Source organism: Kocuria salsicia (assembly GCF_007681555.1).
In the GTDB taxonomy this organism is placed as follows: Bacteria; Actinomycetota; Actinomycetes; order Actinomycetales; family Micrococcaceae; genus Kocuria; species Kocuria salsicia.
Window position 1 is genome coordinate 846,486 of the sequence record NZ_VELE01000001.1, and the last position, 19,853, is coordinate 866,338.

19 protein-coding genes are annotated in these 19,853 nt (G+C 70.8%); 5 read left to right on the forward strand and 14 right to left on the reverse strand.

Annotation, left to right across the window (positions count from 1 at the left end; all coding sequences use genetic code 11):
• Positions 1–325 precede the first annotated feature (325 nt).
• Complete coding sequence (locus FS770_RS03815; protein ID WP_145009984.1) at positions 326–3,091, reverse strand: ATP-dependent RNA helicase; 2,766 nt, start codon at positions 3,089–3,091, stop codon at positions 326–328.
• A gap of 161 nt (positions 3,092–3,252) precedes the next feature.
• Between FS770_RS03815 and FS770_RS03820 the strand changes: the two genes are divergently transcribed.
• Complete coding sequence (locus FS770_RS03820) at positions 3,253–4,710, forward strand: sugar porter family MFS transporter (RefSeq protein ID WP_144940797.1); 1,458 nt, start codon at positions 3,253–3,255, stop codon at positions 4,708–4,710.
• Positions 4,711–4,755: 45 nt separating this feature from the next.
• On the opposite strand, the gene FS770_RS03825 is transcribed toward FS770_RS03820, so the two are convergent.
• From FS770_RS03825 to FS770_RS03835, 3 genes are all read right to left on the reverse strand, one after another.
• Positions 4,756–5,655 (reverse strand): sulfite exporter TauE/SafE family protein, encoded by a 900-nt coding sequence (locus tag FS770_RS03825; RefSeq protein ID WP_145009987.1) that lies wholly within the window; start codon positions 5,653–5,655, stop codon positions 4,756–4,758.
• The gene (gene iolB / locus FS770_RS03830; RefSeq protein WP_145009990.1) at positions 5,645–6,553 is read right to left on the reverse strand and encodes a 5-deoxy-glucuronate isomerase; all 909 of its coding nucleotides are present in this window, start codon (positions 6,551–6,553) and stop codon (positions 5,645–5,647) included. Before iolB ends, FS770_RS03825 begins: the two co-directional genes overlap by 11 nt.
• A gap of 131 nt (positions 6,554–6,684) precedes the next feature.
• Positions 6,685–7,422 carry a GntR family transcriptional regulator gene (locus FS770_RS03835; RefSeq protein WP_144940806.1) on the reverse strand — a complete coding sequence of 246 codons (738 nt, stop codon included), beginning with the start codon at positions 7,420–7,422 and terminating at the stop codon, positions 6,685–6,687.
• Positions 7,423–7,571: 149 nt separating this feature from the next.
• On the opposite strand from FS770_RS03835, the gene FS770_RS03840 reads away from it, so the two are divergent.
• The 3 genes from FS770_RS03840 (at position 7,572) to FS770_RS03850 (ending at position 10,799) form a co-directional block, all read left to right on the forward strand.
• Positions 7,572–8,528, forward strand: coding sequence for a 1,4-dihydroxy-2-naphthoyl-CoA synthase (locus FS770_RS03840; RefSeq protein ID WP_144940810.1), 957 nt, complete (start codon positions 7,572–7,574; stop codon positions 8,526–8,528).
• A gap of 11 nt (positions 8,529–8,539) precedes the next feature.
• Positions 8,540–9,721, forward strand: a complete 1,182-nt coding sequence (locus FS770_RS03845) for an AMP-binding protein (RefSeq protein ID WP_244944720.1) — start codon at positions 8,540–8,542, stop codon at positions 9,719–9,721.
• A gap of 193 nt (positions 9,722–9,914) precedes the next feature.
• Entirely contained in the window at positions 9,915–10,799 is an 885-nt protein-coding gene (locus tag FS770_RS03850) for a 1,4-dihydroxy-2-naphthoate polyprenyltransferase (protein ID WP_145009996.1), read from the forward strand.
• A 104-nt stretch (positions 10,800–10,903) separates the two neighbouring features.
• Here FS770_RS03850 and FS770_RS03855 read toward each other — a convergent pair whose 3' ends face one another.
• Entirely contained in the window at positions 10,904–11,182 is a 279-nt protein-coding gene (locus FS770_RS03855) for a DUF4229 domain-containing protein (protein ID WP_094395048.1), read from the reverse strand.
• Positions 11,183–11,270: 88 nt separating this feature from the next.
• Between FS770_RS03855 and FS770_RS03860 the strand changes: the two genes are divergently transcribed.
• Positions 11,271–11,726 carry a PLD nuclease N-terminal domain-containing protein gene (locus tag FS770_RS03860; RefSeq protein WP_144940819.1) on the forward strand — a complete coding sequence of 152 codons (456 nt, stop codon included), beginning with the start codon at positions 11,271–11,273 and terminating at the stop codon, positions 11,724–11,726.
• 142 nt (positions 11,727–11,868) lie between these two features.
• On the opposite strand, the gene ccsB is transcribed toward FS770_RS03860, so the two are convergent.
• The 9 genes from ccsB to gdhA all read right to left on the reverse strand — a co-directional run bounded on the left by ccsB (position 11,869) and on the right by gdhA (position 19,820).
• Positions 11,869–13,014: a c-type cytochrome biogenesis protein CcsB gene (gene ccsB, locus FS770_RS03865; protein WP_244944721.1), complete on the reverse strand. Its 1,146-nt coding sequence runs from the start codon at positions 13,012–13,014 to the stop codon at positions 11,869–11,871.
• Between the two features lie 4 nt (positions 13,015–13,018).
• A complete protein-coding gene (gene resB, locus FS770_RS03870; RefSeq protein ID WP_145009999.1) occupies positions 13,019–14,698 on the reverse strand; it encodes a cytochrome c biogenesis protein ResB in 1,680 nt (559 codons plus the stop codon).
• Positions 14,695–15,453: a cytochrome c biogenesis CcdA family protein gene (locus tag FS770_RS03875; protein WP_145010002.1), complete on the reverse strand. Its 759-nt coding sequence runs from the start codon at positions 15,451–15,453 to the stop codon at positions 14,695–14,697. The genes resB and FS770_RS03875 overlap by 4 nt, the downstream gene beginning before the upstream one ends.
• A complete protein-coding gene (locus FS770_RS03880; RefSeq protein ID WP_145010004.1) occupies positions 15,450–16,082 on the reverse strand; it encodes a TlpA family protein disulfide reductase in 633 nt (210 codons plus the stop codon). The genes FS770_RS03875 and FS770_RS03880 overlap by 4 nt, the downstream gene beginning before the upstream one ends.
• A 41-nt stretch (positions 16,083–16,123) precedes the next feature.
• The gene (locus FS770_RS03885) at positions 16,124–16,795 is read right to left on the reverse strand and encodes a histidine phosphatase family protein (RefSeq protein ID WP_145010007.1); all 672 of its coding nucleotides are present in this window, start codon (positions 16,793–16,795) and stop codon (positions 16,124–16,126) included.
• Positions 16,796–16,852: 57 nt separating this feature from the next.
• Positions 16,853–17,173, reverse strand: coding sequence for a glutaredoxin family protein (locus FS770_RS03890; protein ID WP_145010010.1), 321 nt, complete (start codon positions 17,171–17,173; stop codon positions 16,853–16,855).
• Positions 17,174–17,298: 125 nt separating this feature from the next.
• Positions 17,299–17,397 (reverse strand): 30S ribosomal protein bS22, encoded by a 99-nt coding sequence (locus tag FS770_RS03895; RefSeq protein WP_005504750.1) that lies wholly within the window; start codon positions 17,395–17,397, stop codon positions 17,299–17,301.
• 151 nt (positions 17,398–17,548) lie between these two features.
• Positions 17,549–18,391 (reverse strand): FadR/GntR family transcriptional regulator, encoded by an 843-nt coding sequence (locus FS770_RS03900; RefSeq protein WP_244944722.1) that lies wholly within the window; start codon positions 18,389–18,391, stop codon positions 17,549–17,551.
• A gap of 88 nt (positions 18,392–18,479) precedes the next feature.
• Positions 18,480–19,820, reverse strand: coding sequence for an NADP-specific glutamate dehydrogenase (gene gdhA / locus FS770_RS03905; RefSeq protein ID WP_094395057.1), 1,341 nt, complete (start codon positions 19,818–19,820; stop codon positions 18,480–18,482).
• Positions 19,821–19,853 lie beyond the last annotated feature (33 nt).

Consider the following 19,853-nt stretch of genomic DNA (forward strand, 5'->3'; position numbering starts at 1 on the left):
TGGGTTTGGAACGGTTGGCGCGGGTTCGGCCGCCAGTCGTGGTGCCCCACGACCCCACGTCGTCGAGTGGATGTCACCGGATGGACGGGTGGAGTCGTCGCGCGCACGATGACGCGCTCGGGCAGTAGCGGTGAGCCCACCGTAACGCAGGTCACACGGCGAACTCAAACGCCCGCCGTCGGGCCCCCTCGGCCCCGCCCGCCGCGCGGATTTCCGGTGGGGGCACCCGCCCCGCGGGTCCTCGACAAGGAGGGTGGTTCCTCAGCACGGCAGGCGGCCCCTCGACATGGCGGGCGGCACGACGACGCCGCGCCACGCGCCGTCGTCACCCGTCCCGCCGCAGGGCGCGCGAGGTCTTGGCCGTGGCCACCGCGTTCCACGGGTCCTCGGGCCAGGGGTGCTTGGGGTAGCGACCCCGCATGTCCGCACGGACCTGGGCGTACGGCCCGGACCAGAAGGACGCGAGGTCATCGGTGATTGCGAGGGTGTGCCGGCCCGGAGAGAGCAGGTGGAACTGCACGGGGACGCGCCCGTCCACCACCCGCGGGGTCTGCGCCCAGCCGAAGCACTCCTGCAGCTTCACCGCGACCACCGGGGGCTGGGCGGGGTCCTCGGCGGAGAAAACCGGCGGGTAGTCGATGCGGGCGGTGTTCCCGCTGGGCACAGGCAGGCGCGGGGGCACGAGTTCGTCGAAGCGGGCCGCGTCCGGCCAGGGCAGCAGTCGCCGCAGGGCGTCGGCCACGCGGACGGAGCGCAGGGAGGCCCCGCGGGTGACCTCGCGCAGCTCGGGGCCGAGCCACTCGTCCAGCCCTGCGGTGAGAGCGGTGTCGTCCACGGCAGGCCACGGGGCTCCGAGGTGACGGTGGAGCAGGGCGAGGCGGGCGCGCAGGGCCAGGGCGGCGTCGTTCCACGGCAGCAGGTCGAGGCCCTCCCGGGCCAGCGCGTCCCGGACGGCGGGTCCTGCGGTCTCCGCGTCCGCGCGGACGGGGGTCGAGGACAGCTCGATGGCGCCCACCGCGCGCACCTTGCGGGTAACCACGCGACCGTCCGCGAAGTTTGCCCGCACCTCCTCCCGGGCCAGCGCTCCGGCCACCAGCAGTGCGGTGTCCCGGTCCAGGGGCGCGGCGGCGCGGATGACAGCGCCGGTTCCCGCCGCCGCACGGCCCTCGGCCCGGCCCAGCTCCGCGGCGGCCAGCCACTCGTGGTGGCGCAGCGGGCTCCCGGCCTCCAGCCCCGCGCGGGTTCCGGAGGCCAGCAGCCACTGGTCGCCGCTCGTGTCCACCCGGTGGGCGATCCACTCCGGCCGGGCGAGCGCGACGACGGCGCCCTCCCGGGACTCGCGCGGCACCACCGCCGACGGCGCGCAGTTGAGGGTCGGATCGTGGCCCTCGGCAGGTACGGGGCGTTTCCCGGCGTGGCCGCGCGCGGTATCCCGCCGGGCGGCGGGGACCTGTTCGGCACGGCCGCCTCCAGCGCCACGGTCCCTGGTGCTGCGGTACCCAACGCTGCCGTGCGCGGCATCCCGGTTCTCGACGCTCCCACTCTCCGAGGCACCAGGGTGCCGGGCGATGCGTTCCAGGCGTGCGACGTCGCGCGTCCACCGCTGCGCCTCGCTCCCCCGGCCCGAGCGAAGCCCCCGCAGGTGGGCGGGGATGTCCGCCGCCTGGATCCTGGGGGCTTCGGAGAGTGCCGCGAGCACCTCGGCGGTGAGGCGCGGTCCCACGAGACCGGAGCCGTCCAGCAGGGCACGGCCCCAGCGCGGATCCACGGGCAGTGTCACGAGCAGGCGGCCGAGGGCCGTGGCGCGTCCGTTCCCGGCCACGGCGCCGAGCTCGCGCAGCACCTCCTCGGCATCGGCCCGGGCACGGGGTGGCAACGGGTCCGGCAGGGCGAGCCCGTCTCCCCCGGGCGCGCCCCACACGGCGAGCGCGAGGCACGCGAAGGTGAGGTCCGCGGTGCGCACCTCGGGAACCGTGTGGGCCGGCATCGCGCCCCAGGCGGCGTCGTCGTAGCAGCGCACCACGGTGCCCGGGCCCTGGCGCGCGGCGCGGCCGGCACGCTGTGCCGCCGAGGCCTTGGAGGCCGAGACGGTGACGAGGCCGGAGATCCCCCGCCCGGCGTCCCGGCGAGGCTGGCGCGCGAGGCCGGAGTCCACCACGAGGCGCACGCCCGAGACCGTCAGGGAGGACTCCGCGAGGGATGTGCTGACCACGATCCGCGGCGGATCCCCCGGGGCGTGGCCCGCGACCGCGCGGTCCTGCTCGCGCGGGGTGAGCTGGCCGTGCAGCTCGAGGACCTCGACGCCGGGGCTGCGCAGCTCGGCGGCCACCCGGGAGACCTCACGGGCCCCGGGCAGGAAGACGAGGGCGTCCACGGCGGGGTCCTGCGCCAGGGCCCGGCGGTGCGCGTCGGCCGTCGTGCGGGCCACGTGGGAGAGGAACGCGGGCGTGACCCCGCGCTCGTCAAGGCGCTGCGGGCCGGGCTGCCACATGACGTCGAGCGGGTGCAGTGCGGACGGGCAGTCCACCACCGGAGCGGGCTCGTCGCCGCCGAGCAGCGCGGCGAAGCGGGCTGCGTCCACGGTCGCGGACATCGCCACCACTGTGAGGTCCTCGCGCAGCTGCCGCAGCTCGGCGAGCATGCCCACGAGCAGATCCGACTCCACGCCGCGCTCGTGCACCTCGTCGAGCACCACCGCGGCGGTGCCCGGCAGCTCGGGGTCCGCGAGCAGGCGGCGCAGCAGGATGCCGGGCGTCACGAACTCCACGCGGGTCCGCGCACTCACCTCGCGCTCGCCGCGCACGCTCCAGCCGACGACGTCGCCGGGTCGGGTGCCGCTCAGCGCGGCAAGTCGGCGCGCGGCGGCCCGCGCGGCGACCCGCCGGGGCTGGACGACGACGACGCGGCCGGGTGCGGCGGCGGCGTCGCCCGCCACGAACTCTGCAACGACAGGCGGGACCACCGTGGTCTTACCTGTGCCGGGTGGGGCCTGCACCACCGCGACGCCGCCGTGCAGGGCCTGGCGCAGCTGTGGGACGGCCCGCGCGAAGGGCAGGTCTCGGCCGATCCGGTCCAGGTCGAAGAAGGGCATGGCCCCAGTATCGCGGAGGGCCCCGACGCGCTCGTGTGGCGTCACCGTGTCCGCGAGGAACGCCTCCGAGGTTTCTCCGCTACCGTTTGGGGGCCTTACGGGAGAAGATCTACCAGGCCCACAGCGCGCGCTGAGCCGCTCACCAGGACGAAGGAGTCACCATGACGAACGCACCGGCCAACCCCGCGGCCGAGAGATCCGGGGCCGCGGAACTCCCACCTCTGACCTCCGGCCCCCACTCGAAGCGCCTCGGCATGGTGGCCCTCGTGGCCACCTTCGGCGGGCTGCTCTTCGGCTACGACACCGGCGTGATCAACGGTGCGCTGCTGCCGATGTCCGAGGAGCTGGGGCTGGACGAGAAGTCCGAGGGCACGGTGACGAGCACGCTGCTCATCGGGGCAGCGTTCGGCGCAGTCTCGATCGGGCGCCTCTCAGATGGCTGGGGCCGGCGCAAGACCATCCTGCCCCTGGCCGTCCTGTTCTTCGTCGGCACCCTGGCCTGCGTCTTCGCCCCGGGACTGGCCGTGCTGTTGGTGGGCCGTTTCCTCCTGGGCCTCGCGGTGGGCGGTGCCTCCACGGTGGTTCCCGTGTTCCTCGCGGAGCTCGCCCCATACGAGATCCGGGGTTCGCTGTCCGGGCGCAACGAACTGATGATCGTGATCGGCCAGCTCGCCGCGTTCATCGTGAACGCCATCCTGGGCAACACCCTGGGACACCTCGACGGCGTGTGGCGAATCATGCTCGCGGTGTGCGCCATTCCCGCGATCTTCCTCTTCTTCGGCATGCTGCGCGTGCCCGAGTCCCCCCGCTGGCTGATCTCCAAGGGCCGCTACGACGAGGCCCTCGAGGTGCTCAAGACCGTCCGCTCTGAGGAGCGCGCGGAGGCCGAGATGGACGAGGTGGAGCGCGTCAGCAGGCTCGAGGCCACGGAGCACAAGACCGGCATCTCCTCGGTGCTCACCAACAAGTGGCTGGTCCGGATCCTGCTCGTGGGCATCGCGCTCGCCGTCTTCCAGCAGCTCACCGGCATCAACTCGGTGATGTACTACGGCCAGATCATCCTGCGGGATGCCGGTTTCGGGGCCGACGCCGCCCTGATCGCGAACATCGCCCCGGGCGTGATTGCGGTCGTCGGCGGGTTCATCGCCCTGTGGATGATGGAGAAGATCAACCGCCGCACGACCGTCATCACCGGCTACAGCCTCGTCACGATCTTCCACGTGCTGATCGGCCTGTCCGCGATGTACTTCCCGGAGGGCAGCACCGCCCGGCCCTTCGTGATCCTGGTGCTGATCGTGTGCTTCGTGGGGTCCATGCAGACGTTCCTGAACGTGGCCACGTGGGTGCTGCTCTCGGAGATCTTCCCCCTGCACATGCGCGCAGTGGGCGTGGGCGTGTCCGTGTTCTGCATGTGGACCACGAACGCCCTCCTCAGCTGGGCGTTCCCCTCCCTGATCGCGGGCATCGGGATCAACGGGTCGTTCTTCAGCTTCGCGGCTGTGAACGCGGTGGCCGCGCTGGTGATGTGGAAGTTCCTGCCGGAGACCCGCGGGCGCTCACTGGAGGCGGTGGAGAAGGACGTGACCACCGGCGCGATCTTCACCGTGAACAACAAGTAGCTTCTCCACGACGTCGCCGGGGCTCTCCTTCCGAGGGCGTCCCCCTCACACCAGCAGGTAGAGCGCCCCCAGCAGGGTCACCGCGATCACGGCGGTGTCGAAGACGTGCTGCGCGATCCGGGCGAGCGCCCACTTGCCCACCAGCGCTCCGACCACCACGCCGGGCACGAGGACCGCGTCCAGCACGAAGGTGCGGGTGGTGATGAGCCCCAGGCCCACCGAGACCGGGACCTTGAGCAGGTTCATGGTCACGAAGAACCACGCGGCGGTCCCCAGGAACGCGTGCTTGGGGAACCGTGCGGCCAGGAAGTACATGGACATCACCGGCCCGCCCGCGTTGGCGACCATCGTGGTGAACCCGCCGAGGGCCCCGTAGCTGGCCGCGGCGAGGCGGGTGGCACCCTGGGACTCCTCGGACGATGCGACGACCTCGCCGTCTCCGGCTCCCGAGCCGGTCGTCACCCCGGACGCCCCGCCCGAACCGGACGCTGCCCCGGAACCCGGGGCCACCCCGGAACCGGACGAACCGCCGTCGCCCCCCGCAGCGTCACCGGCCACCGCCTCCTCCGCCTTCCGCCGCGCACGGCGCTGCCACAGCGTGATCCCCATGAGCAGGATCAGCAGGATGCCGATGACCCGCCGCACCAGCGAGTCCCCGGCGAACGCGAGGAACACGCCGCCCACCGCGAGGCCCACGATCACCGCGGGCATCATCCGCACCAGCGTGGGCCAGTGCGCGTGGCGGCGGTAGTTCCACAGCGCAAAGCAGTCGCCCACGAGCAGCAGCACGAGCAGCGCCCCGGTCGAGGCCTTGGCGGGCAGGATCGCGGCGAACAGCGCCACCGCGAGGGTATTGATTCCGGGCAGGGCGGTCTTGGAGAACCCCACGAGCAGGGCCCCGCAGACCAGCCCCGCCCAGGCGAGCACCGTCAGGTCAGGAAGCACTGTGGGACCACCCGCCGAAGGGCAGACGCGGGTCCACGTCAGCCTCGGCCCACTGCTGCCGCACCCAGCCGTGGTGGGGGTCGTCGCTGATCAGCCACTCGCGCACCGGGCCCGGCCCCGCCATCACGTTCAGGTAGTACATGTCGTAGCCGGGAGGGGCCATGGCCGGGCCGTGCCAGCCGTAAGGCACCAGCACAACGTCACCGGTGCGCACCTCCGCGTTGACGTCGATGGGCCGCTCGTCGGAGGCGTAGACACGCTGGTAGCCGATGGCGTCCGTGGCCCCGGCAGGCGCGTCCGGCGTCACGCGGGTCTCGAAGTAGTAGATCTCCTCGAGCCGGGTCTCCTGCCCTTCCTTCTCCTCGTCGTGCTTGTGGGGAGGGTAGGAGGACCAGTTGCCGGCCGGGGTGAGCACCTCGCACACGATGAACCGGTCCGCCTCCAGCGCGGCCGGAGTGCCGAAGTTGCGGACCTCGCGCGAGCAGTTGCCTGCACCGCGAAGCTCCAGGGGAGCCTCGTCCCTGCGGACCAGCCGGGTGGGGTACTCCTGGCTGGCCGGGGCGCTCGCCACGGCCACGCGGGTGCCGTGCTCACCGCGCAGCTCCAGGGACTTCTGCACGCCCGTGTAGGGCACGTCCGTGGGCCCGTGGAAGACGGACTCACGGCCGTCGAGCTCGTAGCTCTCACCGGCCACGACCGCCGCCACGTCCCCCTCCAGTGGGATCACAATGCGCTCCTCCGCGGCGGCCTCCAGTGTCACGGGCTCCGAACCGAGCGTCACCGTGCGCAGCCCGGTGTGCTCCCAGCCGGGCACGTCCAGCCGCGAGTCGTGCCCGCCGATCGAGAGATCCCACGGCGCCTGGGCCGCGGTTCCTGCGGGGTAGAACCAGTCAGTCATCGGTCGTTCCTTTCATGGGTGGAACAAGTCTCGGTGCGGTCGCCGCGTTCGCACGGGTCGCGGGTGGCGAGGTTCGAGTCACGGCGGGCGACGACGACGCCGCACACCTCTCTCCGCACGCCTGCACCGGGCTACGCGGAGAGGGTGAGCTCGAAGGAGTAGGAGTCCCCACGGTAGAGGTGCCGTCCGGTCTCCACGCGGCGACCGATGTCGTCCGTGGCCGTGCGGGACATCGTCACCAGGGCAGAACCCTCCGAGGTGCCCAGCAGCTTCGCCTGCTCGGCGGACGCCACGGCAGCCCCGATCTTCTGGGTGGCCACCCGAAAGTTCACGCCCTCCCGTCGCAGGATCTCGTAGAGGCCGCTGTGCTCGAGCTCCTCCCGCTCGAGGGTAGCGATCTGCGGGGACACCCAGTTCTCCATGATTGCGAGCGGCTTGCCGTTGCGGCCGCGCAGCCGCCGCAGGTGGTAGACCGGCGCACCCTCCGTGATGTTCAGCGTGCGGGCAATCTCCTCGGGGGCGGAGACCTCCCTCAGGGACAGCACCTCGGTGGAGGGTCGGGAGGCGTCCTGGGCGAGGTCGTCGTAGAGGGAGGTCAGCCGTACCGGGCGGCGCACCTCGGACGCCACCACCTGAGTACCCACCCCGCGCTTGCGCACGAGCAGCCCCGAGCGAACCAGCTCATCCATGGCTTTGCGAACCGTGGGGCGGGAGAGGTGCAGGGTCTTCGCGAGGGACAGCTCGTTCTCGAGCATGGTCCCCGGCTGCAGCTCGCCCTCAGTGATCGCAGACTCGATCCCGTGGACGAGCTGATGGTATAGGGGCACCGGCGAGGCTCTGTCGATGGTGACGGTGGATGGAAACGACATGACTCTCCCGGATCAGCCCGACTAACTTGTCTCATTGTAAGTACATAGTGCCCGTATCGGTCTACCCGCGGGTCACTCACGGTCTGGCCCTGGCACCTCACCCCTCCCCGCAGCCTCCGGTGCCCCTGCCCCGTCCTACAGTGGTACCCATGACCAACGCGCAACTTCCGGACCGGGTGTCCGAGATCTTCGACCCCCAGCAGTGGCGTCCCGTGGAGGGCTTCGCCGAGCTCGAGGACATCACCTACCACCGCGGCGTGGAGCGCGCCGCGGACGGCTCCGTGGTGCGGGACCTGCCCTGGGTCCGCATCGCGTTCGACCGCCCGCAGGTGCGCAACGCGTTCCGCCCCGGCACCGTGGACGAGCTGTATCGCACGCTGGACCACGCCCGCATGTCCTCGGACGTGGGCGCGGTGATCCTCACGGGCAACGGGCCGTCCTCGAAGGACGGCGGCTGGGCCTTCTGCTCCGGTGGCGACCAGCGCATCCGCGGCCGGGACGGCTACCACTACGCCGGGGGTGAGACGGCGGACTCGATCGACCCCGCCCGCGCCGGCCGGCTGCACATCCTGGAGGTGCAGCGGCTGATCCGCACGATGCCCAAGGTGGTCATCGCTGCGGTGTCCGGGTGGGCCGCCGGCGGCGGGCACTCCCTGCACGTGGTGTGCGACCTCACGATCGCCTCCGCGGAGCACGGCAAGTTCAAGCAGACGGACGCCACCGTGGGCTCCTTCGACGCCGGTTACGGCTCAGCGCTGCTCGCGCGCCAGGTGGGCCAGAAGTTCGCCCGGGAGATCTTCTTCCTCGCGGACGAGTATTCCGCCGCGGACATGCACCGGATGGGTGCCGTGAACCGTGTGGTCCCGCACGAGCAGCTCGAGTCCACGTCCGTGGAGTGGGCCCGGAAGGTCACCTCGCAGTCCCCGCAGGCCGTGCGCATGCTCAAGTACGCGTTCAACCTCCCGGACGACGGCATGGTGGGCCAGCAGGTGTTCGCCGGCGAGGCCACCCGCATGGGCTACATGACGGACGAGGCCGTCGAGGGCCGCGACGCTTTCCTCCAGAAGCGGGACCCTGACTGGTCCGCGTTCCCGTACTACTTCTGAGGGGGCGCACCGTGTCACCGCTTCCCGGCACCCCTCTGACGGCACCCCCGCGGGAGTCCCTGCCCAACGACGTCGTCCTGCTCGACGGTCCCGTGGCCGGCGACCCGCTCGACCTGCTGCCCCGCCTGGAGACGGTGCTGTCCCGGCCTGGGCCCGCGGTGGTCGTGGCGACGTCCGGATCCACGGGCCGTCCCAAGAAGACGGTCCTGAGCACCGCGGCGCTCGATGCCTCCGGGCGTGCCACCGAGCGAGCGACGTCCGGGCCGGGCCAGTGGCTGCTGTGCCTGCCCGCCCACTACGTCGCCGGTCTGCAGGTGCTGGCGCGCTCGGTGCTCGCGGGGACGAGCCCGGTGGTCATGGCCGGTGAGCACTTCACCTCCGCCGCGTTCGCGGACGCCGCCGAGGACATGGACCACCCGGTCCGCTACGTCTCAGTGGTTCCGACGCAGCTGCAGCGGATCCTGGACCCGGCCGACGGCCCGGCGGACCCCCGCGCCGTCGCCGCTCTCGCGCGCTTCGACGCCGTCCTCGTGGGCGGCTCCGCGCTCTCCCCGGACTTGGCCGCGCGCGCCGCGGCGGCCGGTGTGCGCGTGATCCGTACCTACGGCATGTCCGAGACGTGCGGGGGGTGCGTGTACGACGGCGCGCCCCTGGACGCCGTCGACGTCCGCCTGCTTCCCGACGACGCGGCCACCGCCGGCGAGGGACGGATCTGGTTGGGCGGAGCCGTCGTCGCGGAGGGATACCTGGACGACCCGGAGCAGACCGCCGCCCACTTCCGCGTGATGGACGGCCTCCGGTGGTACCGCACGGACGACCTCGGTGCCGTGGACGAACGCGGGACACTGTCGGTGCTCGGCCGCACGGACGACGTGGTCAACACCGGAGGCGTGAAGGTCTCCGCCGGGCTGGTCGCCCGCGCTCTGCAGGCGGACGAGAGGGTCCGCCAGGCCCTCGTGACCGGGGTGCCGCACCCGCAGTGGGGTCAGAGCGTGGCGGCGGTGCTCGCCTCCCGCCCCGGAACGGACGCGGCGGCGCTCGAACGCGAGCTCTCCGCAGCCGTGCGCAAGTCGCTCGGTGCTCCCGCGGTCCCCAAGCTCTGGCGTCACGTGGCGCAGCTGCCCATGCTGCCCACCGGAAAGCCGGACCGGGCCGCGGCCGCCGCGCTGTTCACGGACGGCCTCGCGACCTGACCCCGGGCCCGCACACCGGGCAGCAGAGGCCACCTCCCACCTGAGTCCCCCTGCGCGCTCCCCCAGGCTCTCCGACCCCACAGCCACCCGCGATGGCCGCTGGCGCTCGCCAGCCCTCCTCGGCATGTGCGCGTGCACAGCACGTGGAACAATGAGGGGAACTCGTCTTCCGTCCTCGAAAGGTTGTTGCACCGTGGCCACACCAGCTCAGTGGGTCGAGGGTGCGCGTCTGCGGACGCTGCCCATGGCCGCGGCACCGGTCATCGCCGGCACCGCCGCCGCGCAGGCGCTGCACGCGGCACAGCTCGTCCCCGCGGTTCTGGCACTGCTCGTGGCCCTGCTGCTGCAGATCGGCGTGAACTACGCGAACGACTACTCGGACGGCGTGCGCGGCACCGACGACGAGCGCGTGGGTCCCCTCCGCCTCACCGGCTCCGGTGCGGCCACTGCGCGGCAGGTGAAGCGTGCCGCCTTCGTGTGCTTCGGACTCGCAGCGGTGGCCGGAGCGGCCCTCGTGGCGCTCTCGGGGCAGCGGTGGCTCGGCGTCGTCGGCGTGCTGGCCATCGCCGCCGCGTGGGGCTACACCGGTGGCAAGAAACCGTACGGGTACATGGGCCTGGGAGACATCTTCGTCTTCATCTTCTTCGGACTCGTGGCCACCCTCGGCACCACGATCACGCAGGCGGGTCGCCTGAACCTTGACTCCTGGGTGCTCGCCATCTCCACGGGCCTCTTCGCGTGCGCCCTGCTGATGGCCAACAACATCCGGGACATCCCCGGTGACGAAGTGGTCGGCAAGCGGACCCTGGCGGTGCGGCTCGGCGACCCCCGAGCCCGGCTCGCGTTCACCGCAGAGCTGTTCGTGGGCATGGTCCTGCCCCTGCTGACCGTCCCCCACAACCCGTGGGTGCTGCTGGTCTACGCCATGAGCCCCCTGGCGGTGGGTGCCGCGATCACCGTGCTCAAGAGCACCGAGCGGCGCGGTCTGATCCCCGTGCTCAAGCAGTGCGGGTTCATCAGCCTGGGCGTCACCGTCCTGTACGCCGTGGCGGTGCTCGTCTTCCAGTACGTGGGCTGAGCCGCTGCAGAGCTACGACGGCGCCAGCCGCTCCCCTCTGCCGTGACACGGCGACGCGTGTCGAAGCAGGGTGGAGCTGGCGAGGTGTTGCGGGCCCGGACCTCTCAGACGTCCTTGCGTGCCTCTGCGTCCGTGTAGGAGTCCTCGTACTCCTGGTCCTCCAGCGCCACGCGGTTCTGCGGCTTGGGAGAGCGCGAGATGAACCGGTGGAAGTCCTGACCGGCCGCGTAGTGCAGCTTGGGAAAAAAGATGTAGCAGACAGCAAACGCCGCAATCACGGCCGCGATCCCGGAGAAGACCAGCCCGAGGCCCAGGTAGAGGCACAGCACGAACAGCGCCACCAGGATGCCCAGGCGCAACAGGGAATACTTCAAGAAGTTCACGGGCCCAGTCTAGGCGGCCGCGCTGGATGCTCCCCGAGGCCGCGACACCGGTGAGTGCACGGGTGGCCACTCCCCTAAGATGATCGGCATGGGCAGGGCAATTATGATCATCGGAGCGGGCGCACTGGCCGTGGGCGTCATCATCTACGCGCTCATCGGGTGCGCGCAGTCGCAGCGTTACGACGTGCGGTCGCTGCCCAAGTGGGCGTGGATGCTGGTGATCCTCCTGCTCCCGGTGGTCGGCGCCGTCCTCTGGCTGCTCTTCGGCCGCCCCCGCGCGGACGAAGCAGTCCGCGAGGCCCAGCGCGGCCGCGGACCCGATGACGACCCCCAGTTCCTGCGCAACCTCGAGGAGCGCCGCAGGCAGCAGGAGCAGGCCCGCCGACTGCAGGACTGGGAGAACGAGCTCAAGCGCACGGGCCGAGCCCCCGGTGCCCGCCCCGTGGTGGACGAGCCCCTGGACCCCATGGACCCCCGCTACGGAGGAACAGACGGCACCCCTCCGGATCCGCAGGACCCGGCCCCGGGAGCGCCGGAGAAGTAGTCCCCGGCACCGTCCCACCACGTGGGAGAGCCCGCCTCCGCAACAGTGTGCGGAAGCGGGCTCTCCGTGTGTGTGACGGACGCGGGCGGCGTCGTCCTCGCAAGGACGCGCCGGGCGCCCGGCGGTCACAGGCCGCGAGGACTCACAGCCCCGAGTAGGAGTGCAGGCCCGGGAACAGCGTGTTGACCACGGTGAAGTTGAAGACCACGCACATGTACCCGGCGATCGCGAGCCACGCGGAGCGGTTGCCGTTCCAGCCGCGGGTCACGCGCGCGTGCATGTAGGCCGCGTAGACGGTCCACACCACGAAGGTCCAGACCTCTTTGGTGTCCCAGCCCCAGAACCGGCCCCAGGCCTGGTCCGCCCAGATGGCACCGGCCGCCAGGGTGAAGGTCCAGAACACGAAGCCCACGGAGTTCAGCCGGAACGCGAAGTTCTCGAGCGTCACGGAGCTGGGAACCGCGCGCAGGAAGCCCATGCGGGACTCCTGCCCGAGCGCCAGGCGCTTCTCGCGGCGGGACTGCAGCAGCTGCAGCACGGCCATGGCGAACGTGATGGTGAAGATGCCAGAGGCGGCCACGGCAATGGAGACGTGGATGATGAGCCAGTAGGACTGCAGCGCCGGCTGCAGCGGAGAGACCGGGGTGGGGAACGCGATCGTCGCCAGGCACAGCATGATGAGCACCAGGCCGGAGACCATGGGGCCCACGAAGCGCAGGTCCTTGAAGATCAGCGTCACCAGGTACACGCCCGCCACCACCATGGCGCCGGTGCTGCAGAACTCGTACATGTTGGCCCACGGCACGCGGTCCGCGGCCACGCCGCGGGAGACCACCGCGAAGACGTGCAGCGCGAAGGCGATGACCATGAGCATCACAGCCACGCGGGCCGCCGGGCGACGCGCGCCCTTCGTGTAGTTCAGGGCCTCGAACTCGCCCGCACCCTTCGTGGAGCTCTCCCCAGAGGTGCGGAACTCGCCCGGGGCGCCCAGCTCGGCAGTGCGAGCGGACGCGGCGCCTTCTTCGGCGGAACCACTCACGGTGGCCGAGGACCCCGCACCAGCGGAGGCCGCAGCCTTGCTCGACGCGCCAACCCCCACGAGCTCGCGGGAGTCCTGCTCGGCGGCGGCCCGCTTCCGGGCGCGCTCCTCCTCCCTCAGCCCGAGGGTCTTGGAGTGGGAGGCCATGTCCCACACGAACGCCACGAAGACCACCATGTAGGTCATCGCGGCCAGGAGCATGAACCACTCGCTCCAGTTGCCCAAGGTCACATTGATGTCGCTGCCCATTGCCTCACGCCTTATCCGACGATTTCAGGTGGTACTCCCGCACTCCGCGGTCCTCCCACAGTGACGTCCACAGAGCCGTCAGTTTCTCCGCCTCCGCGCCGAGGCGATGGTCATCGCCGCGCGCCAGAAGTCCGTACTCCAGAACAGTACACCGGACACCCTGGGCGTCCTCGGTCTCCGTGGCCCTCACCCAGGCCCTGCGGCGGGCGATGAACAGGCTCATGATGAGCCCGCCGAACGCCACCAGGAAGGAGACGAACGCGGGGATCCGCCCGGGATCACTGTGCACGTCCAGGCCCACGTAGCGCTTGACGTCCAGGAACTCGATGCTGCCGTTGCCGTCCGGGAGGTCCACCTTCCGGTGCTCGCCGTCCAGCAGGATGGGTCCGTTGGAGTTGGACATCGAGTTCAGCTCCGTGAGCCCCTGGGTGTCCAGCACGTAGACGTTCTGCGGCTGGCCGCCGTCCAGTCCCAGGTCCCCGGTGTAGGAGGAGAGGATCAGCGCGGGGTTGTTCAGACCGGGGTCCACGGACTTGGGGATCGAGCCGTCCTGGGACACAGCGGTGGGAAGCAGCAGCCCCACGAAGCCGAGCTGGTCCGGGCGCGCGTCCGGGACCTTCAGCGTCAGGGAGGACGTGTAGACGGAGTCGGAGGGGACCGTGACCACGGGACCCTCGTAGGCGACGTCTCCCTTGCCGTCCTTCACCCGGATCACCGGGGCGTAGCCGTTGCCCACCAGGTACACCTTGGTGCCGTCCACGTTCAGCGGCTTGTTGACCGCGAGGTTCACGTCCTGCGGGGTGGCCCCGGGCGAGTCCCTGACGGTGAGGTCCGCGTTGAAGTCGGTGGGCTGGCCGTAGAGGTCCGGGTCCGCGGTGTCCCGGTTGAAGGTGGCCTCGAACGAGTTCAGGGTGACCGAGAACGGGTTGAGCCAGTCCGCGTTGAAGTTGGTGCCCGGGTTGAAGGAGTCGTAGTCCACGAGGGTGTTCACGAAGGACTCCCCCTCCACGATCACCTTCTGCCCCTTGTACCCGAACAGCGAGCCGGCGGCCACGGAGATCAGCACGCCCAGCAGCGCCACGTGGAAGAGGATGTTGCCCACTTCCTTGAGCATCCCCCGCTCGGCCGCGACCGACGGCGCCCCGGTGCCGAGGTCCTGCACCTGCACCCGGTAGCCGCGCTTCTTCAGGGCGGCCGCAGCCTGCTCGATCGCGTTGTCCGGGGTGGGTGCCTCGGCGCCGTCACGCCCGCCCAGCATGACCCTGCGGTACTGGGGCAGCCGCGAGATCCGGCGCGGAGTGCGCGGCGGCTTGGAGCGCCACGCCTTGAAGTGCTGCAACGCCCGCGGGATCACGCAGCCCACCAGGGAGATGAACAGCAGCAGGTAGATCGCGGAGAACCAGTAGGAGGAGAAGACGTCGAAGAGCTGGAACCGGTCGAGCCAGGGCCCCATCACGGGGTTCGCCTTGATGTAGTCGGCCACGGCGCCCGGATCCTGCACGCGCTGCGGGAAGAGCGAGCCCGGGACCGCCGCGATCGCGAGCAGCAGCAGCAGCACGAGTGCCGTGGACATCTTGGTCAGCTGCCGCCACGCCCAGCGCGCCATGCCCACGGGCCCCAGTGCGGGAACCTCCACGGACGCGCGATGCTCCTTCCGCTCACGCGGTGTTGGCGCCTTGGTCATATCGGCATCACCCAATCGGTTACGAATTCGGACTGGACCCAGGACACCAGCGCCGACCACACACCCGTGGCCATGGCCAGCCCGATGAGGACGAGCACCCCGCCACCGATGCGCTGCAGGGTGAGGCGGTGGCGGCGGAAGAAGGACATGGCGCCCATCCCGTGGCGCAGCGCGAGGGCGATGAGCACGAAGGGGACTCCGAGACCCAGGCAGTAGGCGGCAGTGAGGACCACAGCTTTGCCGGTCGAGGCGCCGTCCACGTAGGCCAGGGCCTGCACGGCCGCGAACGTGGGGCCGATGCACGGCGCCCAGCCGAGGCCGAAGGTCATGCCCAGCAGGGGCGCACCCCACAGTCCCGGCGGCGGGCGGCGCTCGATCTTGCGGTCCCGCTGGAACCAGGAGAGGCCGCCCAGGAAGACGATGCCCATGAGCACCACGAGCAGCCCGAGCACCACCATGATCCAGCGCTGCCCCAGGAACCATGCAAACGCACCGAGTTGGGCGAGCACGACGGACATCACCACGAAGACCAGCGAGAACCCCAGCACGAAGAGCACCACGCCCGTGAGCACCCGCCCGCGCCGCTGCTTCCGCAGGTCCGCGCCGGTGAGACCGGTGACGTAGCCCAGGTAGCCGGGAACCAGGGGCAGCACACACGGTGAGGCGAAGGAGACGAAGCCCGCGAGCAGTGCCACGGGCAACGCGGCAATCAGGGAGCCGTCGAGGATGACCTCGGCGAAGGGATTGCCGTTCATGCGGTCTCGGCCACCGTGTCCTTGATCAGCGCGTCCAGCGTGGACTTGTCCGCCTTGCCCAGCACGCGGGCGGCTACCCGGCCCTTGGAGTCGAGCACCAGCGTGGTGGGCACGGCCTGCGGCGGGACGTAGTCGCTCAGGGCGAGCAGCACCGCCCCGTTGAGGTCGCTCGCGGAGGGGTAGTCCACCCCGAAGTTGCGCTCGAACGCCTCCGCGGTGGCCTGCTGGTCGCGCAGGTTCACACCCAGGAACTGTGCCTGGTCCTTGTACTTGCCGTGCAGGGCCACGAGGTCCGGGGCCTCAGCGCGGCACGGCGCGCACCCGGCGTACCAGAAGTTCACGACGGCGGGCCTGCCCCGCAGGCTCTCGGCCGTCACCGAACTGCCGTCGAACATCTCGGCGTCGAAGGCCACCGGCTCACCGCGGTCCGCGGGCGCGTACTCGCTCACGGAGCCGTCCCCGGCCACGTAGCCCTTGTCGCCCCCGGCGTTCGCCTGCTGCGCCAGGTTGTCGTCGGTCGTGGAGCAGCCCGCGAGCGCGAGGCCCAGCGCGGCCACCACGGCCACCAGCCCCGTGCGCGCACGGGCTCGTGCGGCAGGGCGGGAGGGCGAGCGGAACAGAGGATTCATGGGGACAGCACCTGAGGAGAGGTCGAGGGATGGGACACCGATTATGAGCCGGGAAGCTGATTGACGCCTGGATACAGATGTGCTGCGGGCTCGCTGTAGGACACGCCGGGCACCCCGGGGCGGTCGACGTCGTCGAAGGTCAGGGACGTCAGCGAGGCCAGGTTGCATTCCCGGCGGCGCGGGTCGTGGGGCAGCGGACGACCTTCCGCGCAGAGCCGGGTGAGCCAGATCGGCAGCTGGTGGGAGACAGCCACTGCCTGGGCGCCGTCGCCCCCGCGGCGCGCGGCCTCCCGCGCGATCTCGCGGACGGCCTCGGTCATGCGCTGCACCTGGCTGCGGTAGGGCTCGCCCCAGGAGGGGCGCAGCGGGTTGAGCAGGAACGGCCAGTGCTGCGGCTTGGCCAGCTCGCGCCCGGTCACGTGCAGACCCTCGAAGTGGTTGGCCGGCTCGATCAGCCGCTCGTCCGTGTGCACGTCCAGGCCGAGCTCGCGGGCCACCGGGGCGGCCGTCTCGCGGGTGCGGGTCAGGGGCGACGCCGCGAGGTGCACGATCTTCTCCCCGCCCTGGACGCGCCGGGCCAGCTCGGCCGCGGCGGCCTCGGCCATCCGCGCGCCCTTCTCGGAGAGGTGGTAGTCCGGCAGTCGTCCGTAGACCACGTGCTCGGGATTGTGGACCTCGCCGTGGCGCAGGAGGTGGACGGTCGCTGAAGGCATGTCCCCAGTGTCTCAAAACCCCCGGGAACGCCCCAATCCGTGAGACCGCTGAACGGTTCAGGAGAGGACGGCGCGCAACCGGTCGGCGTCCACCCGGAGGCGGTCCCACGCCACACCGTCCACGAAGACCACGGGCACGTGCTCCCCGTAGTCCCGCAGCAGCTCCGGGTCTCCCGTGACGTCCCGCTCCTCGTAGCCGCTGCCCGTCTCCGCGCACACGGCCACCACGATCTCTCGCGCGTCCTCGCACAGGTGGCAGCCCGGCCTGCCCAGCAGGGTCACAGTGTGCGCGGGGGGCTTCCGGGTCCAGTCGACGCCGGACAGCAGCGGAGCCCGACGCCGCACGAGTTCTGAGGGGGCGGGGTGTTCTGAGGACATGGCGCCCATGCTACGCACCGCGGGCAGGGCGCGGGCGGCGTCGTGCCCGGACCTCGCCCTGCACACCCAGGCACGACGAAGGCCCCGTTCCCGGCGAGGAACGGGGCCTGTCACGAGGCGCGCGACTACTTCTTGTTGCGGCGCTGGTGACGAGTCTTGCGAAGCAGCTTGCGGTGCTTCTTCTTGGACATGCGCTTGCGGCGCTTCTTGATGACCGAACCCATAGGATCCCTCACAGTTGTCTGGACAGTGGTGTTTGCGTGGAGCGGCGCCGGAGCACCGCACCGCCCCTGGAACTCAGGGGCAACTTCCGATGAACGGCAAACTATCGCCCCACCCTACCGCCTGACCCCGTTCCGCTGGAAAACGGGCACCTCAGGCGCTGGCGCGGTGGGTGTCGTCAAGGCCGCCGACGTCGTCCGGGTCGCCGGGCTCGGCCGTCGCCTTGGTCCCGCGGATCGTCGCAGGCCTGCGGCGCGAACGGCCCTTGCGCTCGAGCGGGCGGGGCTCGGCCGGAGTCGCCCGGGCGTCCCCCGGATCCACCCCCGCCTCCTCGTACTGGTAGGCGATGTGCTCCGCCACGAGCCGCGCCGCGAGCGTACGGTCCCCCGCCTCCAGCGCACACACGATCGCGCGGTGCTCCGCCCGGATGCGGCTGGACGTGGTGGACCACAGCGGCACGTGGCCCACCAGAGCCATCGTGTACTCGTAGATGGAGTCCCGTAGCGCTGTGAACAGGGCCACGTTCACCGCGTTGCCTGATGACTTCACGAGTGCGATGTGGAAGCTCACGTAGAGGTCGTGGAACTGCTTGAGACCGAGGTCCTCCCGGTCCATCTGTTCCATGATCCCCAGCAGCTCCTCGCGGGGCACGCTGCGCTGCTCGGCGTTCTCCAGCGACGCCGTCTCCAGGAGCACCCGCGTGCGCACGATGTCCCGCAGCGGGTGCTCGGACGTGGCCATGTGCAGCTGCAGCGCCGGGCCCGCGGAGGCAGCCGGTTCACGCACCAGGATGGGCAGGATACTGCGGTGCTGGCCCTCGAAGAGCTTGACGATGCCCTGGGCCTCCAGGATCTTCAGCGTCTCGCGCATGGAGCTGCGAGAGACGCGGAAGATCGCGGCCAGGTCCTTGTCAGTGGGCAACCGCTGACCCAGTACCAGGTGTCCGTCGAACAGCTCGTTCTCGAGCCACTGCAGAACCTCTCGATGCGTTGCCATGATCCCTACCCTAAACTCGGGGGCGGTCCGACGGCGTCATGGCGCCGCCGAACCGCCGTAGAGCCCCGCTGTGGGGACGAATGTTTCCTCAGATGATCCCCTGCGCCACCATGGCGCGGGCAACCTTGATGAACCCCGAGATGTTCGCACCGGCCACGTAGTTGCCGGGCATGCCGAACTCGTCGGCCGTCCCGGCGCAGCGGTCGTGGATGCCGCGCATGATCTCCTGCAGCCGCTGCTGCGTGTAGTCGAAGCTCCACGAGTCCCGGGACGCGTTCTGCTGCATCTCCAGCGCGGAGGTGGCCACACCGCCGGCGTTGGCGGCCTTGCCGGGCGCGAAGAGCACGTCAGACTCCTGGAACAGGTGCACGGCCTCCGTGGTGCTGGGCATGTTGGCACCCTCCGCCACGGCCACCACACCGTTCTCCAGCAGCCGCTTGGCCTGGCGGCCGTTGAGTTCGTTCTGGGTGGCGCACGGCAGCGCGACCGTTGCGGGGACGTCCCACACGGAGCCGTCCGTGACCAGGCGGGCACTGGGGCCCCGGCGCTCGGCGTACTCGCTGATGCGGGCGCGCTCCACCTCCTTGACCTGCTTGAGCAGCTCGAGGTCGATGCCCTTGGAGTCCACCACGTAGCCGCTGGAGTCCGAGGCGGTCAGCGCCTTGGCGCCCAGTGCCTGCGCGCGCTCGATCGCGTAGATCGCCACGTTGCCGGAGCCGGAGACGATCACGTCCCGGCCCTCAAGGTCCAGACCGCGGGTCTTGAGCATCTCCTCGGCGAACATCACGGCGCCGTAGCCGGTGGCCTCGGTGCGCACGAGCGAACCGCCCCAGGACAGCCCCTTGCCGGTGAGCACACCGGACTCGTAGCGGTTGGTGATCCGCTTGTACTGGCCGAAGAGGTAGCCGATCTCACGCCCGCCCACGCCGATGTCGCCGGCAGGGACGTCCGTGTACTCGCCGATGTGGCGGTACAGCTCCGTCATGAAGGACTGGCAGAAGCGCATGATCTCCGCGTCGCTGCGACCCGACGGGTCGAAGTCCGAGCCGCCCTTGCCGCCGCCGATGGGCATGCCCGTGAGGGCATTCTTGAAGATCTGCTCGAAGCCCAGGAACTTCACGATGCCCAGGTACACGGAGGGGTGGAAGCGCAACCCGCCCTTGTACGGACCCAGAGCGGAGTTGAACTCCACGCGGAAGCCCCGGTTGATGTGCACCTTGCCCTTGTCGTCCGTCCACGGCACCCGGAAGATGATCTGGCGCTCGGGCTCGCAGATGCGCTCCACGATGGCGGAGTCCAGCAGGTCCGGGTAGCGGGCCACCACCGGTCCCAGCGACTCGAAGACCTCGTCCACGGCCTGGTGGAACTCGGCCTCACCCGGGTTGCGCGCCGTGACGATCTGTCGGATGGGGATCAGTTTCTCGTGCATGTCTCTCCTGCCGTCTTGGAATCTCTCGCGGAT

Coding starts and splice junctions, on each gene's coding strand:
- FS770_RS03835 (WP_144940806.1), bottom strand. CDS start 7,422: ATGTCGTTTCCATCCACCGTCACCATCGACAGAGCCTCGCCGGTGCCC.
- gdhA (WP_094395057.1), bottom strand. CDS start 19,820: ATGCACGAGAAACTGATCCCCATCCGACAGATCGTCACGGCGCGCAAC.
- FS770_RS03895 (WP_005504750.1), bottom strand. CDS start 17,397: ATGGGTTCGGTCATCAAGAAGCGCCGCAAGCGCATGTCCAAGAAGAAG.
- FS770_RS03885 (WP_145010007.1), bottom strand. CDS start 16,795: ATGCCTTCAGCGACCGTCCACCTCCTGCGCCACGGCGAGGTCCACAAT.
- FS770_RS03860 (WP_144940819.1), top strand. CDS start 11,271: ATGGGCAGGGCAATTATGATCATCGGAGCGGGCGCACTGGCCGTGGGC.
- FS770_RS03820 (WP_144940797.1), top strand. CDS start 3,253: ATGACGAACGCACCGGCCAACCCCGCGGCCGAGAGATCCGGGGCCGCG.
- ccsB (WP_244944721.1), bottom strand. CDS start 13,014: ATGGGCAGCGACATCAATGTGACCTTGGGCAACTGGAGCGAGTGGTTC.
- FS770_RS03880 (WP_145010004.1), bottom strand. CDS start 16,082: ATGAATCCTCTGTTCCGCTCGCCCTCCCGCCCTGCCGCACGAGCCCGT.
- FS770_RS03840 (WP_144940810.1), top strand. CDS start 7,572: ATGACCAACGCGCAACTTCCGGACCGGGTGTCCGAGATCTTCGACCCC.
- FS770_RS03815 (WP_145009984.1), bottom strand. CDS start 3,091: ATGCCCTTCTTCGACCTGGACCGGATCGGCCGAGACCTGCCCTTCGCG.
- FS770_RS03890 (WP_145010010.1), bottom strand. CDS start 17,173: ATGTCCTCAGAACACCCCGCCCCCTCAGAACTCGTGCGGCGTCGGGCT.
- FS770_RS03875 (WP_145010002.1), bottom strand. CDS start 15,453: ATGAACGGCAATCCCTTCGCCGAGGTCATCCTCGACGGCTCCCTGATT.
- FS770_RS03900 (WP_244944722.1), bottom strand. CDS start 18,391: ATGGCAACGCATCGAGAGGTTCTGCAGTGGCTCGAGAACGAGCTGTTC.
- resB (WP_145009999.1), bottom strand. CDS start 14,698: ATGACCAAGGCGCCAACACCGCGTGAGCGGAAGGAGCATCGCGCGTCC.
- iolB (WP_145009990.1), bottom strand. CDS start 6,553: ATGACTGACTGGTTCTACCCCGCAGGAACCGCGGCCCAGGCGCCGTGG.